Here is a 14,889-nt window from a genome sequence, read left to right as displayed (position 1 = left end):
CGAACTTTAGGCAATCTGGCCGCCTTCCTTCGCATTATGGGTTGCTGCGGATAACTCGACTTATGACGAGGTGAGCATAACTCCAGCCAGGAACCGATGTAATCGGCATGGCGGACAGTCGGCACGATGCCGAGCGACGCGCAGCAGAAGGCGGCGTTGATCTCGGCCACCAACTCCTCGAAGGCGTATTTCTTCGTGCCGAAGGAGCCGGAGAAATCGCGGTCGAGGCGGGAGGGGTGTCCGGTGGCGTGAATTTTATGCCGATATCGGCATAACGGTCATTATGCCGTAAGCTGGATTATGCCGCATGGCCGAGTTCGGCGGCTGCTGCGTCTGCTGTCGGCCATGCGGCAGTTCGGCATAATCAGAGCGCTTTGAAGAAGGCGAGTATGGGGTGGCAAGCTGCCCGACCGCTTCTGGGCGCCCAAGCCGGGAAAGCGGCCGTTCAGCAGGCTACTGTACTTTGACCGCAATGCGCCCCCTTTCCGGCCGTTCGACTGCCGCTTGCGGCGTCCCGAAAGCCGACATTGCTCACGGCGTAGCCAAGCGCAAGCCGATTACTTCGGCGTATATGTTCGAATCCCACCCGGTCCGCCACTTTGGTAAAAACCGGGAACGCCGATTCCCGCCGACTTTCCTCCTTTGGTGGCTACCGGCGTCCTCAATAGGGTGTTTTTTGCTGCCCTCGATGTAGATCGCGTCGTCCGCGATCTCGGCGTGTTGGGCGAAGGCGCGGACATGTTCCCGCCGATAGCCGCCCTTTCCAAGCCGGAGGCGAGTGCGAGCTTCGCTTGCCAGTTCCGGCACGGCCGCTTTGGCGTGAATCTAAATTCAAACAGCAAAGCGCCCGATGGATTGCACCGGGCACTTCTTTCTCAAGTCACCTCCAGATTACTTGGTAGCGAGGATTTCGAAATTGTGGACGTTCGCCACCACACCGTCGTCCCATCCACCTGAGATCAATTCTGAAGCCTTTTCATTCAGGAGTCCGGCGACTTGTCCGGCAAAGTGCGCTTCGCGGCCAGAGTTGTCGGCAAAGATGTCGAAGATGGCGAAGTTGTTCCCGTCAATCTGCAGCGCCGCCCAGAACAATGTCTTGGGTTCAGTTTCTGCGACGATGGGGCCGGCGGCGGTCAGCAAGGCTGCCAATTCGGGGCCTTTACCTGGAGCAGCTTCGAGCTTGATGTAAGTTGCGGTCGTTGCCGTGTAGAGATCAACCGGCGCCTTTACCGACAGGACATCGGAGTTGTTGATATTCGCGACAACACCGTCGTCCCATCCTCCGTCGACCAGCGCGTCGGCGTTTTGCTTCAAAGCCGCAGCAACCGCTCCTGAGAAGTGAGCGTCGCGTGCTTCTTCATCTGCGAAGATGTCAAAGATTGCGAGCATATCGTCGGCTTGCAGAGCAAACCAAAGTACAGTTCCCGTCTCTGTTTCCCGCACGATAGGTGCGGCACCTGCCAGAAACTCCGCGAAGGCTCCGGTCTGGCCTTCGGCGGCGGGCATGGCGATGTAGCTGGCAGTATGATTTTCCATTGGGTTGTCCTGTGCAGTTGCAGAAGTTGTGAACAGAGCCAGTGCGGCGAATGTCTGAAGGATTTGCGCTTTCATGGTCGTCTCCTGATTTGAAGTGCATCGTGTTTGGCTTCGATGTACTCTTGTCCCATGCTGGGTGCGCCGGGCTCCAATTCCGAAATTCTATTCTTTGATAGACGTGGACTATCGAACTTGTTTTGATGGCCTGAAATGAGATGTGACGGAGAATGTGGCGATGGAAATGAACCAGATCAGGTATTTTCTTGCCGTCTGCGAGCACCGAAACTTCACCCACGCAGCCAGTGCCTCCAATGTCTCCCAACCTTCCTTGACGACTGCGATCAAGAAACTTGAAGACGAGCTTGGAGGTGACCTGTTTGTCAGAGACCGTGCGGGCTGCAGGCTGACGGCCCTCGGAAAACTCATGCGGCCGAGGTTGCAGAAGGTTCACGATGAGACGCGACAGGCTAAGGCAGAGGCGGTCCGTCATATGCGCTTGGAGCGGGTTCCAATCTCTGTCGGTGTCGGCGAAACGATTGGCCACAACAGGATTTCGGCAGCTATGGAGCGTACTCGTACGCGATTGCCGCAAGCCGAAATCGAATTGATCGTTGCGTCAACCTCCGAGCTTCTTGCCGGGTTACGAGATGGTGAATTTGACGTTGTAGTCACCGCAGAGAAGGTCAGTGAAGACCTCTATCGTATAGACCATCTCTATGAAGAGGACTACAAGGTCGTGGTGTCAAAGTCGCATCCGTTGTCTGAACTAAATGCGATCTCTCTTTCGGCTCTTGCTAAAACTGACATGCTTGACCGCCTAAATTGCGAAATGCGGGATGTTTTGCATGGGGCCTGCGCGGATCATGGTCACGAACTCTACGCGGCCTATCGGTCAAATCGCGTGGATTGGTTAGTTGAACTTGCTCGGCAAGGGTCAGGTGCGGTGATCCTGCCAGCCACCGCTATTCCTTCGGACATGGGCCTGGTGTCGAAACCCATCGATGGCCTTGAAATATCAAGAACTGTTTTGGCCCTTCGATATCGGCACCAAACGACGAGACCAGAGACAAATGATCTGATCCGTGAGATGACGCGCACGCTGGCGTAGTGAGGTCGGTAATCGACATTCGCCCATCGTGCAGCATTCGTCACTTTGGGCTCAGACCAGACTTTCGCGGCATCACGCTCGAACGTCCGTTCTACTTTTCTTCGAGATCTCGCCCGCAATCCGCCACTTAGCGCTGGAGAAATTGCGCCAGATTGCGGTGAAGGTCACAGCGAACCACACCCATTGTGTGCGGTGATAGTCGTCGGTGACGAGGCCGTACTCTTCAAGAAGCCACCGCGCCGCGTGAGGCGACCTTCGGCGCGGGTAACAGTGGGTGGGTTCTTTTCAATCTTGAAGAGCCGCTTGATTTCCCTGATGACCTCTTCAGCAGACGGCCCCGACTTTGCCGTCGGGTGGAAGTGAATGAACGGCAGGTTTCGGGCGCCGAACGCGGCGCTCCGAACGGCGACAATGGGGTCGGAAGCTGTCGCAAAATATGGTCGAAAGATATGTCTTTGTCGTGAAGGTTGTCGCTCCAACAACATGGAGCGCAAGAAATGGAAATATCAGATCAGACTACCTCCCTTGATCCCTACTTCGCGTCGTTCGAGGACAGTCTTTCTGCAAAGAACTACAAACCCGATACCCTGGCGAATTACCGATACCTGCTTCGCCGCTTCGGGCGATTGCTCGAAACCGAGGGCATTGCACCCTCGGCGTTGACGCCAGAACTTGCCGTCGAACTAGGGCGACGGTTGCCGGTCACACCAAAAAGCCAGATCAAGGTTCCCAATCTTGCCAGGCTGTTTGTCGCGCATCTGATTGAGATCGGGGTGGCGACACGGCCACCGTTGACACCTGCGCAGGCCGAACGTGCAGAGTTGCTGAGCAATTTTGAAACCTATCTTCTGCAGCAGCGCGGCCTCAGCCCGCGAACGATTTATCATGTGCTGCGGTTCGCGGATCGCTTCCTCGATCATCGCTTTGGTGACAATATGCTCGATCTTCCGGCGATGAACATCCGGGATGTCGTGGCGTTCATGGAGCACCTGCTCGCGCGCAAGCACCCGTTCCGCGACAAGACGCCGGCCACGCATCTGCGCAGCTTCTTCCAGTATCTGTTCGCACAGGGCCTGACGACGACCAACCTGTCGCTCAGCGTGCCTAGGACGCATAAGCCCTGGGGCGCCAGGCTTCCGCGTCATCTGTCTCCCGATGAGGTGGAGGCAGTTCTGGCCTCGGTACGGGTCAATCCGCGGCGCGGCGCCCGCGACTACGCAATGCTGATGCTGATGGCCCGCCTCGGCTTGCGCGCACCGGAGGTCATCGCGATGCAGCTTGATGACGTGGACTGGCGGGCCGGCGAGTTGCTGGTCCGTGGAAAAGGCCAGCGTCATGATCGGTTGCCAATCCCGCCCGACGTCGGCGAAGCCATCATCGGCTATTTGCAGCAGGAGCGAACGTCAACGACCACGCGCACGCTGTTCGTGACGCACCGAGCGCCAAACCGCCCATTCAAGGACAGCCAGGTCATAAACGACATCTTGAAGGAAGCGTTCGCGGCGACGGGCGTGAAGCCGCCGACGCCCTATGTGGGCTCGCATGTTCTGCGCCACAGCCTAGCGACGAATATGGTGCGCTCCGGCGCATCGCTTGAGGAAATCGGCGATCTGCTACGGCATCGGTCGCGGGCGACGACGATGATCTACGCGAAACTCGACACGGATGGCCTACGCTCCATCGCCCAATCTTGGCCCGTCGCGGAGGAGGCACGATGAGCTTCCTTGCCGAACTTGACCGCTACGTGACTCTCAGAAGAGTCCTCGGCGCCGATCTGAGTACCGATGCACGGATACTCCGTCGCTTCGCCACCTTCGCCGACCGCGATGGCGCGCAGCACGTGAACACCAATCTGGTCATGCGCTGGCTCGAGAGCCTGCCATCCGCCAGTCCCGGAACCCGGGCAACACGCTTCAGGGTGGCCCGTCAATTTGCGGAATGGTTGCATGGCATTGATCCGAGGCACGAGGCTCCACCCCGAGGATTGGTGCCTGGCCGCCTTCAACGCGTGCATCCATATATTTATAGCGAAGCTGAAATCGTTGCGATCATCGATCAGGCGCGGACGTTACCATCGGTCTACGGCCTGCGTGGCCTGACCTGCTCGACGCTCTTCGGGCTGATCGCCGTGACCGGACTTCGGATCAGCGAAGCTCTCGGTCTCGATCCTGCTGACCTGGAGGTTGAATCCGGCATTCTTCACGTCCGGCAGGGCAAACTCGGCAAGGAGCGATTGCTGCCGCTGGATCATAGCGTCGTGCAACGGCTCGAAAGCTACGGCCGCGAGCGGGACCGGCTGCTCGGGCGCAGGCCGGGAGCATTCTTCGTGACCTGCGAGGGGCATCGTCTTGGCGATTGCAGCGCCCGCTACAACTTCGCGCATGTGTGCCAGCAGATTGGGCTACGAGAGCCGCAGCTTTATCTTCGACATGGCCGTGGGCCGCGCATTCACGATCTTCGCCACACCTTCGCGGTGCGGACCATGCTGAACTGGTACCGGTCGGGCAAAGATGTCAGCCGCGAGATGATCAAGCTCACGACATGGCTGGGTCATGCAAGCCCTGCCAATACCTATTGGTATCTGGAAGCGGTCCCGGAACTGCTGGAACTGGCTTCGTCCCGAATGACTGGCGTGGCGGCGGAGGCGGGAATCCGATGAAGGCGACCAACTTCCCCGCGCTGATCCAACGCTTCTTCACCGACCGGCTCTCTACGCAAATGGAGGCGAGCCGCCACACCGTCGCTGGCTACCGGGACACATTCCGGTTGCTGATCCGGTATGCGAGTTCCAGGTGCGGGAAGCCGCCGACGAAGCTCACGATCGAGGATCTCGACGCCGATCTCGTTGCCGACTTCCTGACCCATGTGGAAACGGCGCGCGGCAACACGGCGCGCACCCGCAATACACGCCTTGCCGCGATCCGATCATTCTTCCGCTACGTCGCAATGACCGATCCGAGCTGGCTTCTTCATTGCCAGCGTATTCTCTCGATGCCGAACAAGCGGTATGTGAAGCGAAGCGTGACGTTCCTTGACGCTCAAGAGATCGCGGCGCTGCTCGCAGCACCAAATCGAACGATATGGGTGGGACGCCGTGATCACGCTCTGTTGCTGCTTGCGCTTCAGACCGGATTGCGAGCGTCAGAACTGATCAATCTGCGCTGCAAGGACGTGGTTCTTGGGACTGGCGCCTACATCCGCTGCATCGGAAAGGGGCGGAAAGAACGCAGCACTCCTCTTCGTCGCGATACAGCTAAGCTGATTCAGGGCTGGATAGGCGAACGCCGTAACAGCGATGGGCCATTGTTCCCGTCGATCCGGGGCGAGCGGCTCAGTCGCGATGCGTTGGAACACCTGGTGCGCAAGCATTGCCTAGCAGCATCACGAGTTTGCCCGAGCCTCGCAGGCAAGCGCGTCACGCCGCACACGTTGCGGCACAGCACGGCGATGGAATTGCTGCATCATGGTGTCGACCAATCCGTGATCGCTCTATGGCTTGGGCACGAATCCGTGGAAACAACCCAGATCTATATCCACGCCGACATGCGGCTGAAGGAAAAGGCGCTCGCGCAGGTTGCCAGCCCAGAAACGCATACCGGGCGTTATCGCCCAAGCGATGAGCTGCTCGCTTTCCTCGAAACGCTCTGATTATGCCGAACTGCCGCATGGCCGACAGCAGACGCAACGGCCGCCGAACTCGGCCATGCGGCATAATCCAGCTTACGGCATAATGACCGAGTTCATGCAGCGCCGTCCGATGCCAGTTGATAGGCTCGAAATACGCCTGCGGAGGCGGCACCTGCACGAAGTCCTGCGAGGGCATATAAAAGGCGCGGTCGCCGCCGATGCGGAAGTCGATGCTGGTGGCCCGAATCAACGCCTCGGCACGCGGCTCGATCAGGCCGGGCGCGGGCGGCGGCGCGGCAACGGCGATCTCCTCGGGCAGCCCGTCGCATTGGGCGGCGTTGAAGACGGTGAACCGCTTGAGGAACGGGATGCGGTCCGGCTCGTCTCCGGTCTCGCGGGCGCGTCGCTTCTCGTCCTCGGGAGTGAAGCGGTCGGCATAGACGACGGTGGTGCCGCGTTCGCCCTTGCGGACATTGCCGCCGAGCGAGAGCGCCTGGCGGAAGGTGAGCCAGCTCTGGCCGGGGAAGCCATGCTCGATGACGGCGCCCCAGAGGATCAGGACATTGATCCCCGAATAGCGCCGGCCGGTTGCGGCGTTCTGCGGCATGGCGAGCGGCGCCTTGACGGCCGCCGCGCCCCAGGGCTGGACCCAGGGCAGACGCCCGGCCTCCAGCTCGCCGATGATCTTGTCGGTGATTTCGTCGTAAAGGCTCGCCCGGTCGGGGCCGGGGCGCGTGCGGCGATCCTGTCTGGTCATCGCGGTTCTCCGCGACGGGCGCCGGAAGCCTCTCTCCCAGCCCTCAACCCGTCACGGAAAACCCGTCCGCACTCTCACTCTATAGGGGGCGTTGCGGGGTCTCCCCGCAGATGGGGGTGCGCTGGCAACGAAGTGCCGGCCAGGGGGAAGGCTTTCCCCGCTAGATTGGCGACGCCCCATTTTCGATATTCCCAGTCCAAGCGCCATCCTTCAGCCTGATCCCAAGATGGAAAGGCACACGTGGGGAAACTGGTGGAAGGGTAGCGCCAAGTGGTTTCAGATATCTGGCTACGACACGCTTGAATTCCATGGTTGCGAACGAAGCATTTTCCATAGACTTGCCAGGCACGAGATTGGCCGAGCCACTGAATATCTCGCATGTGTCTCCCACGCCGATATAGACCTTGGCATGGAAGTCCTGCTTCTTGGCACCGACGCCGATGATCCTACTCTCCAGGCCAAAGGTGGCGAGCATGTCGTGGTCGAGCCCTGACTCCAGCAGCGCTGTCTTATAGTCCTTGTAGCTACTTGATCGGGTAATGAAGAGGGTGCGTTGGGGGGCGAGGATGCCGAGGAGCCACTCCCAGACCTTCAGCTTCTCTTCCTTCGACATATACTGATGGGCGATGAAGGGGCTGGCGATGACAATCTGGTCGAATTTGAGCTGCCAGCGGGCAATCAATTTTTCCAGCGTGTTCATCAGAAACGATTTCGAGTGAATGCCAGTCAGTTCGATGTCCAGCGACGCGCCCTGGACATCGGCGAGCAGCATTTCCGAAGCCTTGGGCGCAGGCGTATCATTGAGGAGGAGACGGAAATAGAAGACGGCGTTGTGGTGAGTACCGCATTGGCACGGCACGGGGACCGTGACCACGACATGATCGATATCTGGAACCTTGTTCGCGAGCATGTAATTCCGAGCAATGTAAAATTGGTCATGAACCGCGGAAAGATGGGCCTCAAGCTGCCCTAGCGCTGCTTTTTCGAGATCGGTTCCAGACTGCGTACAACGGTAGATTGGGCTGCTGCTGTAATCAAAACGCAGCCTACTCTCATTTAGATCAAGCGAGTGCTCGACCACCTCTGTCGCGGGCGGTGCGGAACCGTGATAGCCACCACGTTCATCATCGAACCGCTGCGAAATGCTGAAGTCGCGCTGGCTCGATTCCTCCGGATTTCGCAGGCGAATGATGAAGGGACTGCCGCATTCCAAGCATGCGACCTCCCAGCCGCCGCGATCGTTCTCGACCGGAAATTTTACCTCGACATAGTGATGCGGTTTTCCGCATGCGGGGCACTTCGCAACGTGCTGGCTTTGCCTCACACCAAAACTCATACGGGCTCCGTTAGGGCTGGACATCCGCCACCATCACGGCGATGTCAGAAATCGCCCGCAGCAGGACCAGCGGATCATCCTTGGAGGGCATGAAGCCATGTCTCTGCCAGAACCGTGCAGCCTCGTCATCGACGGCATTGACCATCAAGGCCCGTCCGCCGATCAGGCGGGCAGCCTGAACGCAACGCTGAAGCGCGTGTTTCATCAAGCCGGTGCCGATGCCCTGCCCTGCCCATTCTGTGTCCGTGGCGAGTTGTCCAAGAAGCAGGCAGGGAACCGGGTTGGGCGGCTGCCCGGTGCGGATCGCGCGCGGCAGGATCGAGGGCACCACCGCCGTCGGTGCGAGGCCATAGTATCCGACAACGCGCCCTGCGTCGTGAACGACGACGACTGCCGTGAAGCCCTTTTCCTGATTGGCAAGGGCGCGGGTCTTCAGCCAGTGATCGAGCGTGGGCTTGCCGCATGAAAACGCTGAAACGTCATGGGCCGCAGTCAGCGGCTCGGGCGCAGATAAAGCCACGGCTCACCGCTTCGGCTCAAAGCCGGGCTCCCACGGCGCGGGCCGCTTCAGCACTTCCATCATCTCAGGGACGATGGTGGGCGGGCGGGACAGGATTTCCATGAAATCCGCAAATCCCTCCGGGCTCATGCGGATCAACCCCTGCTCCATGACGACTTCCTCGGCCGCGCGCACGGCGGCATCCCGCACGAAATCCGTGCGGGAGCGGCCGCGCAGACTCGCCGCGCGATCAATCATCGCAACGTCCGCCTCGGGCAGACGCATCGAGATCGGGTATTCCTTACGTTCTACGGTGCTGGCCATGTGATCGTCTCCTTGAGGGGAATATAGAGACTTGTAGCGCCAAACGCAATACGCTAAAGTCTGTTCACTTGCGCCTCGGTTAACTTCTTATCAGGACAAACGATGGGCGCCCGCCGAGGAGATCACATGCGCCAGCAGCGGATTTCGCAAAGAACCCATAGGTTATTTTACTCCGACAGGGCACGCTCCTCTACGCTGTTCTGCGCCGCGACACGCGGGAACGCGCCAGATGCCGCCGCCAATTCTCCCTTGGATTCAGTTGCTTATTCGGGATTTGCCGTGATTTTCTTATGGCATGACCCAGGATGCACGCAAATCGACGAAGGCATTGCAGAGCGAGCGCGAGGCGCTGCTCGATGCGATGCCGGTCGACGCATCCGAACTCACCTTCACCCCGCGCGGCGACCCGGACCCGCGCCTCGTGCGGCTCGCCCGTCTGCTCGGCGAGCAACTGGCGCGAGAGAATTTCCTGTCGCAGATGGACGGACGGCCCTCGCGCGACTCCCGATAAGGAGGGATGCCCGATGAGGATCGCACTCTACGCCCGCTACAGCTCCGACAACCAGCGCGAGGCCTCCATCGCCGATCAGTTCCGCATGTGCCGTCTGCGCGCAGAGAAGGAAGGCTGGACTGTGGTCGAGGAATATTCCGACCACGCCATCTCCGGCTCCAGCATGATTCAGCGTTCTGGCATCCAGGCGCTGATCATGGATTCCGCCCGTGGGCGCTTCGACCTGATCATGGCCGAAGCGCTGGATCGGATCAGCCGCGATCAGGAGGACATCGCCGGCATCTACAAGCGCATGCGCTATGCCGACGTAAAGATGTTCACCTTGTCGGAGGGCGAGATCAGCGAGTTGCATGTCGGGCTCAAGGGCACGATGAACGCCCTGTTCCTGAAGGATCTGGCCGACAAGACCAGGCGCGGGCAACGCGGCCGGGTCGAGGCCGGCAAGTCAGGCGGCGGAAATGCCTACGGCTACGATGTGGTCAAGAAGTTTGACAGCAACGGCGAGCCCGTCCGCGGCGACCGGACGATCAACGAGGCGCAGGCCGAGGTCGTCCGGCGTATCTTCCGCGACTATGCCGCCGGCAAGTCGGCCAAGATGATCGCCGTCTCCCTGAACAGGGACAGCATTCCGGCGCCGACCGGCGGAGATTGGGGCTTCAGCACGATCAACGGCAATCCCCGGCGCGGGAACGGCATCCTCAACAACGAGATGTATGTCGGCAAGATCGTCTGGAACCGCCAGCGCTTCGTCAAAGACCCCGATACCGGCAAGCGCCAGGCGCGTCCCAACCCGGAATCCGAATGGGTCACTCAGGACACGCCGGAACTGCGTATCCTCGATGACGAGCTTTGGAATGCGGTGAAGGCACGGCAGGGCGAGAACCGGACGGAGCGGGACCAGAGCGGTGTCGCCGACGTCCGGAAGATGAACTATCGCCGTCGGCCGAGGTATCTGTTTTCCGGGCTGACGAAGTGCGCGTGCTGCGGCGGGGGCTATTCGGCGATCTCGGCGTCGCATATCGGCTGCTCGACGGCGCGCAACAAGGGCACCTGCGAGAACCGGGTCAACATCCGTCGTGACGAGTTGGAATCGCGTGTCCTGAACGCACTGCGCACCCGGATGCTCGACCCGAAGATCTTCGCCGAGTTCTGCGACGCCTATACGCGCGAGACCAATCGCCTGCGAATGGAAAGCAGCGGCCACATCGACCGGGCGAAGGCAGAGATCGAGAAGATCGACCGTGAAGTCCAGAAGCTGATGGACCTGTATCTCAAGGACGCCCTGTCCGTCGATGACGTCAAGGAGCGTGGTGACAAGCTTCGGGCGCGCAAGGCCGAACTCAGCGACTTCCTGGTAACGGCCGACGAGCCGCCTCCCCTGCTGCACCCGAACATGGCGCTGCAATACCGCAAGCGGGTCCAACAGCTCTACGAGACGCTGCAAAGCGACGACGAGGAAAGCAGGACGGCGGCGGCCGAGGTGATCCGCACGCTGGTTCAGGACATTGTGCTGACGCCTGTGGATGGCAAGGTCGAGATCGACGTTCGCGGCGATCTTGCTGGAATCCTTACACTTTCCGCGCAAAGCAAAAACCCCGCTGCGGGTGCGGCGGGGTTGCAAGTAAAGATGGTTGCGGGGGCAGGATTTGAACCTGCGGCCTTCAGGTTATGAGCCTGACGAGCTACCGGGCTGCTCCACCCCGCGGAATGCGTTATCATAGCATAAAGGCCGCTTTATGCGGCCTTTTGATCGGGGCTTGAAGCCCTTTATTTGTGATTGAGAAGATGTTTGTTGCGTTTTGCAGACCTGGCAGCGACCTACTCTCCCGCGTCTTGAGACGAAGTACCATTGGCGCTGGGGCGTTTCACGGCCGTGTTCGGAAAGGGAACGGGTGCAGCCGCCCCGCGATAACCACCAGGTCGGCAAAACGCAACATTGAACATGTTTTCACATGCGTGTTGTTTCGAGAAGCTGGGAAGCTTGCGCTTCGTTTTAATTTACACGTCTTTCTGTGACTGGTCCGCTTGCCTGCCTTGCTCGATGTTGAGTTTGGCAGCCATACAGGACGCTAGTCCGTCGCCAATCGTTTGGCGCGCCGTCCGCAGGGCCTTTGGCCCGTGAGGACAGAAGATGATGTCATCAAGCTTTGCTTGATGAACATGAACAATGGGAACGAAGAAGTCGATCGAGCTATTAGTAACGGTAAGCTTCACATGTTGCCATGCTTCCACACCCGTCCTATCAACGTGGTCGTCTTCCACGGCTCTGATAGGGAACACTCGTTTTCAGGTTGGTTTCCCGCTTAGATGCCTTCAGCGGTTATCCATTCCGTATATAGCTACTCTGCTATGCCCTTGGCAGGACAACAGATCCACCAGAGATACGTCCATCCCGGTCCTCTCGTACTAGGGACAGATCCTGTCAATATTCCTACACCCACGGCAGATAGGGACCGAACTGTCTCACGACGTTCTGAACCCAACTCACGTACCGCTTTAAATGGCGAACAGCCATACCCTTGGGACCTGCTCCAGCCCCAGGATGCGATGAGTCGACATCGAGGTGCCAAACAACCCCGTCGATATGGACTCTTGGGGGTCATCAGCCTGTTATCCCCGGCGTACCTTTTATCCGTTGAGCGATGGCCCTTCCACACGGGACCACCGGATCACTATGACCGACTTTCGTCTCTGCTCGACTTGTCAGTCTCGCAGTCAGGCGGGCTTATGCCATTGCACTCGACGACCGATTTCCGACCGGTCTGAGCCCACCATCGCGCGCCTCCGTTACTCTTTCGGAGGCGACCGCCCCAGTCAAACTACCCACCATACACTGTCCCGGATCCGGATAACGGACCGCGGTTAGACATCCACGAAGATAAGGGTGGTATTTCAAGGATGGCTCCACAAAGACTGGCGTCCCTGCTTCAAAGCCTACCACCTATCCTACACATGCCTTGGCGAATGCCAGTGTAAAGCTATAGTAAAGGTGCACGGGGTCTTTCCGTCTGACCGCAGGAACCCCGCATCTTCACGGGGAATTCAATTTCACTGAGTCTATGTTGGAGACAGCGGGGAAGTCGTTACGCCATTCGTGCAGGTCGGAACTTACCCGACAAGGAATTTCGCTACCTTAGGACCGTTATAGTTACGGCCGCCGTTTACTGGGGCTTCAGTTCAGAGCTTGCACCCCTCCCTTTAACCTTCCAGCACCGGGCAGGCGTCAGACCCTATACGTCGTATTGCTACTTCGCAGAGCCCTGTGTTTTTGATAAACAGTCGCTACCCCCTGGTCTGTGCCACCCCATCATAGTTGCCTAAAATGGGGTCACGCTTCTTCCGAAGTTACGCGTGCAATTTGCCGAGTTCCTTCAACATAGTTCTCTCAAGCGCCTTGGTATACTCTACCTGACCACCTGTGTCGGTTTCGGGTACGGTCTATACGGTGGAGCTATTTCCTGGAACCTCTTCGCCGCACATTCAATCCAATAAGAATGTACAACACACGAGATCCGTCACTACCACCAGGCCCACGAATATTAACGTGGTTCCCATCGACTACGCGTGTCCGCCTCGTCTTAGGGGCCGGCTAACCCTGCTCAGATTAACTTTAAGCAGGAACCCTTGGTCTTTCGGCGAGGGAGTCTCTCACTCCCTTTATCGTTACTCATGTCAACATTCGCACTTCCGATATCTCCAGCAGCCCTCACGGGTCCGCCTTCACAGACTTACGGAACGCTCCGCTACCACATGCCTTACGGCATATCCTCAGCTTCGGTGCATGGCTTTAGCCCCGTTACATTTTCGGCGCAAAGACCCTTATTTAGACCAGTGAGCTGTTACGCTTTCTTTAAATGATGGCTGCTTCTAAGCCAACATCCTGGTTGTTTTGGGATCCTCACATCCTTTCCCACTTAGCCATGACTTGGGGACCTTAGCTGGAGGTCAGGGTTGTTGCCCTTTTCACGACGGACGTTAGCACCCGCCGTGTGTCTGCCGACTAGTACTCCTCGGTATTCGGAGTTTGGTTAGGATCAGTAAGACGGTGAGTCCCCATAGCCCATCCAGTGCTCTACCCCCGAGGGTATTCGGTCGACGCTCTACCTAAATAGATTTCGCGGAGAACCAGCTATTTCCGAGTTTGATTGGCCTTTCACCCCTAGCCACAAGTCATCCCAATCTATTGCAACAGATACGGGTTCGGCCCTCCAGTTGGTGTTACCCAACCTTCAGCCTGCTCATGGCTAGATCACTCGGTTTCGGGTCTAATGCAACTAACTCAATCGCCCTGTTCAGACTCGCTTTCGCTGCGCCTACACCTACCGGCTTAAGCTTGCTAGTTACACTAAGTCGTTGACCCATTATACAAAAGGTACGCCGTCACCCTTGCGGGCTCCGACTGTTTGTAGGCATCCGGTTTCAGGTTCTATTTCACTCCCCTCGTCGGGGTGCTTTTCACCTTTCCCTCACGGTACTTGTTCGCTATCGGTCATGCACGAGTACTTAGGCTTGGAGAGTGGTCTCCCCATGTTCAGACAGGATTTCACGTGTCCCGCCCTACTCAAGGACAATGACTGTTCTACGCGTAAGGGGCTATCACCCTCTATGGCCGACTTTTCCAAATCGTTCCGCTTTATTCATCATTGCCACTGGCCTGGTCCGCGTTCGCTCGCCACTACTTGCGGAGTCTCGGTTGATGTCCTTTCCTGCAGGTACTTAGATGTTTCAGTTCCCTGCGTTCGCTTCTTACCCCTATGTATTCGAAAGTAAGATACCTTATCACAATGCTTGGAAACCCAAGCCGTCGAAGACGGTTTGGATTTTCCAAGCATTTAAGGTGGGTTGCCCCATTCGGAGATCCATGGATCAAAGCTTATTCGCAGCTCCCCACGGCTTTTCGCAGCGTATCACGTCCTTCTTCGCCTGTGCATGCCAAGGCATCCACCAAATGCCCTTAATTCACTTCTTCGTTCTCATTGTCTATGCTCATCCATAGCCGTTCAATTCAGAACGGCAACCTGATTACCTTTTACAATCAAGCCATTTCATGATGACATCGACGTGTCGGTACGGTCTTCTTTGAGGGCACGCCGGTGCACCTCGAAGCCATACCATTAAGACCAGCTTCTCGAGATATCATCCGGTGATGCGCGGTCAGGCAACATCAATCCAGCATGTCCATCAGATGAAG

10 protein-coding genes, 1 tRNA gene, 2 rRNA genes and 2 pseudogenes are annotated in these 14,889 nt (G+C 58.2%); 6 read left to right on the top strand and 9 right to left on the bottom strand.

The window, feature by feature from the left end; translation table 11 throughout:
• Positions 1–77: 77 nt before the first annotated feature.
• Positions 78–260: pseudogene (locus JZY08_RS22625) on the bottom strand (zincin-like metallopeptidase domain-containing protein); the annotation flags it as partial.
• A 631-nt stretch (positions 261–891) separates the two neighbouring features.
• Entirely contained in the window at positions 892–1,611 is a 720-nt protein-coding gene (locus tag JZY08_RS22620) for a hypothetical protein (protein ID WP_253204093.1), read from the bottom strand.
• A gap of 160 nt (positions 1,612–1,771) precedes the next feature.
• On the opposite strand from JZY08_RS22620, the gene JZY08_RS22615 reads away from it, so the two are divergent.
• The 4 genes and pseudogenes from JZY08_RS22615 to JZY08_RS22600 form a co-directional block, all read left to right on the top strand.
• A complete protein-coding gene (locus tag JZY08_RS22615; RefSeq protein WP_216331764.1) occupies positions 1,772–2,644 on the top strand; it encodes a LysR family transcriptional regulator in 873 nt (290 codons plus the stop codon).
• A gap of 497 nt (positions 2,645–3,141) precedes the next feature.
• Positions 3,142–4,362: a site-specific integrase gene (locus tag JZY08_RS22610; RefSeq protein ID WP_024897184.1), complete on the top strand. Its 1,221-nt coding sequence runs from the start codon at positions 3,142–3,144 to the stop codon at positions 4,360–4,362.
• The gene (locus JZY08_RS22605; RefSeq protein ID WP_149145806.1) at positions 4,359–5,303 is read left to right on the top strand and encodes a tyrosine-type recombinase/integrase; all 945 of its coding nucleotides are present in this window, start codon (positions 4,359–4,361) and stop codon (positions 5,301–5,303) included. Before JZY08_RS22610 ends, JZY08_RS22605 begins: the two co-directional genes overlap by 4 nt.
• Positions 5,186–6,130 (top strand): annotated as a pseudogene (locus tag JZY08_RS22600) (tyrosine-type recombinase/integrase); the annotation flags it as partial. The gene JZY08_RS22605 and the pseudogene JZY08_RS22600, both read left to right, overlap by 118 nt.
• Here the strand turns inward: JZY08_RS22600 and JZY08_RS22595 are convergent.
• From JZY08_RS22595 to JZY08_RS22580, 4 genes are all read right to left on the bottom strand, one after another.
• Positions 6,060–7,028 (bottom strand): ArdC family protein, encoded by a 969-nt coding sequence (locus JZY08_RS22595; protein ID WP_367303911.1) that lies wholly within the window; start codon positions 7,026–7,028, stop codon positions 6,060–6,062. The pseudogene JZY08_RS22600 and the gene JZY08_RS22595 sit on opposite strands and share 71 nt — an antisense overlap.
• 160 nt (positions 7,029–7,188) lie before the next feature.
• Positions 7,189–8,364, bottom strand: a complete 1,176-nt coding sequence (locus tag JZY08_RS22590; protein ID WP_146201560.1) for a hypothetical protein — start codon at positions 8,362–8,364, stop codon at positions 7,189–7,191.
• Positions 8,365–8,374: 10 nt separating this feature from the next.
• Positions 8,375–8,884 carry a GNAT family N-acetyltransferase gene (locus JZY08_RS22585; RefSeq protein ID WP_109614970.1) on the bottom strand — a complete coding sequence of 170 codons (510 nt, stop codon included), beginning with the start codon at positions 8,882–8,884 and terminating at the stop codon, positions 8,375–8,377.
• Between the two features lie 3 nt (positions 8,885–8,887).
• Positions 8,888–9,187 carry a DUF1778 domain-containing protein gene (locus JZY08_RS22580; protein ID WP_109614971.1) on the bottom strand — a complete coding sequence of 100 codons (300 nt, stop codon included), beginning with the start codon at positions 9,185–9,187 and terminating at the stop codon, positions 8,888–8,890.
• Positions 9,188–9,482: 295 nt separating this feature from the next.
• Here JZY08_RS22580 and JZY08_RS22575 point away from each other — a divergent pair, with 295 nt between their 5' ends.
• On the top strand, positions 9,483–9,698 hold the full coding sequence (locus JZY08_RS22575; RefSeq protein WP_109614972.1) for a hypothetical protein: 216 nt from the start codon (positions 9,483–9,485) through the stop codon (positions 9,696–9,698).
• A 13-nt stretch (positions 9,699–9,711) separates the two neighbouring features.
• Positions 9,712–11,370 carry a recombinase family protein gene (locus JZY08_RS22570; protein ID WP_216333496.1) on the top strand — a complete coding sequence of 553 codons (1,659 nt, stop codon included), beginning with the start codon at positions 9,712–9,714 and terminating at the stop codon, positions 11,368–11,370.
• On the opposite strand, the gene JZY08_RS22565 is transcribed toward JZY08_RS22570, so the two are convergent.
• From JZY08_RS22565 to JZY08_RS22555, 3 genes are all read right to left on the bottom strand, one after another.
• Positions 11,327–11,403, bottom strand: a tRNA-Met gene (locus JZY08_RS22565). The two genes, JZY08_RS22570 and JZY08_RS22565, sit on opposite strands and share 44 nt — an antisense overlap.
• Before the next feature lie 100 nt (positions 11,404–11,503).
• Positions 11,504–11,618, bottom strand: a 5S ribosomal RNA gene (rrf, locus tag JZY08_RS22560).
• Positions 11,619–11,871: 253 nt separating this feature from the next.
• A 23S ribosomal RNA gene (locus JZY08_RS22555) occupies positions 11,872–14,667 on the bottom strand.
• Positions 14,668–14,889: the final 222 nt, after the last annotated feature.

Source organism: Rhizobium sp. X9, from assembly GCF_018873185.1.
Taxonomy (GTDB): domain Bacteria; phylum Pseudomonadota; class Alphaproteobacteria; order Rhizobiales; family Rhizobiaceae; genus Agrobacterium; species Agrobacterium oryzihabitans.
This window is presented reverse-complemented; position numbering and strand designations above follow the sequence as displayed.

Bases quoted from the DNA above. Each gene is read 5' to 3' on its own strand.
- JZY08_RS22620 (WP_253204093.1), bottom strand. From the start codon at position 1,611: ATGAAAGCGCAAATCCTTCAGACATTCGCCGCACTGGCTCTGTTCACA.
- JZY08_RS22615 (WP_216331764.1), top strand. From the start codon at position 1,772: ATGGAAATGAACCAGATCAGGTATTTTCTTGCCGTCTGCGAGCACCGA.
- JZY08_RS22610 (WP_024897184.1), top strand. From the start codon at position 3,142: ATGGAAATATCAGATCAGACTACCTCCCTTGATCCCTACTTCGCGTCG.
- JZY08_RS22605 (WP_149145806.1), top strand. From the start codon at position 4,359: ATGAGCTTCCTTGCCGAACTTGACCGCTACGTGACTCTCAGAAGAGTC.
- JZY08_RS22595 (WP_367303911.1), bottom strand. From the start codon at position 7,028: ATGACCAGACAGGATCGCCGCACGCGCCCCGGCCCCGACCGGGCGAGC.
- JZY08_RS22590 (WP_146201560.1), bottom strand. From the start codon at position 8,364: ATGAGTTTTGGTGTGAGGCAAAGCCAGCACGTTGCGAAGTGCCCCGCA.
- JZY08_RS22580 (WP_109614971.1), bottom strand. From the start codon at position 9,187: ATGGCCAGCACCGTAGAACGTAAGGAATACCCGATCTCGATGCGTCTG.
- JZY08_RS22575 (WP_109614972.1), top strand. From the start codon at position 9,483: ATGACCCAGGATGCACGCAAATCGACGAAGGCATTGCAGAGCGAGCGC.
- JZY08_RS22570 (WP_216333496.1), top strand. From the start codon at position 9,712: ATGAGGATCGCACTCTACGCCCGCTACAGCTCCGACAACCAGCGCGAG.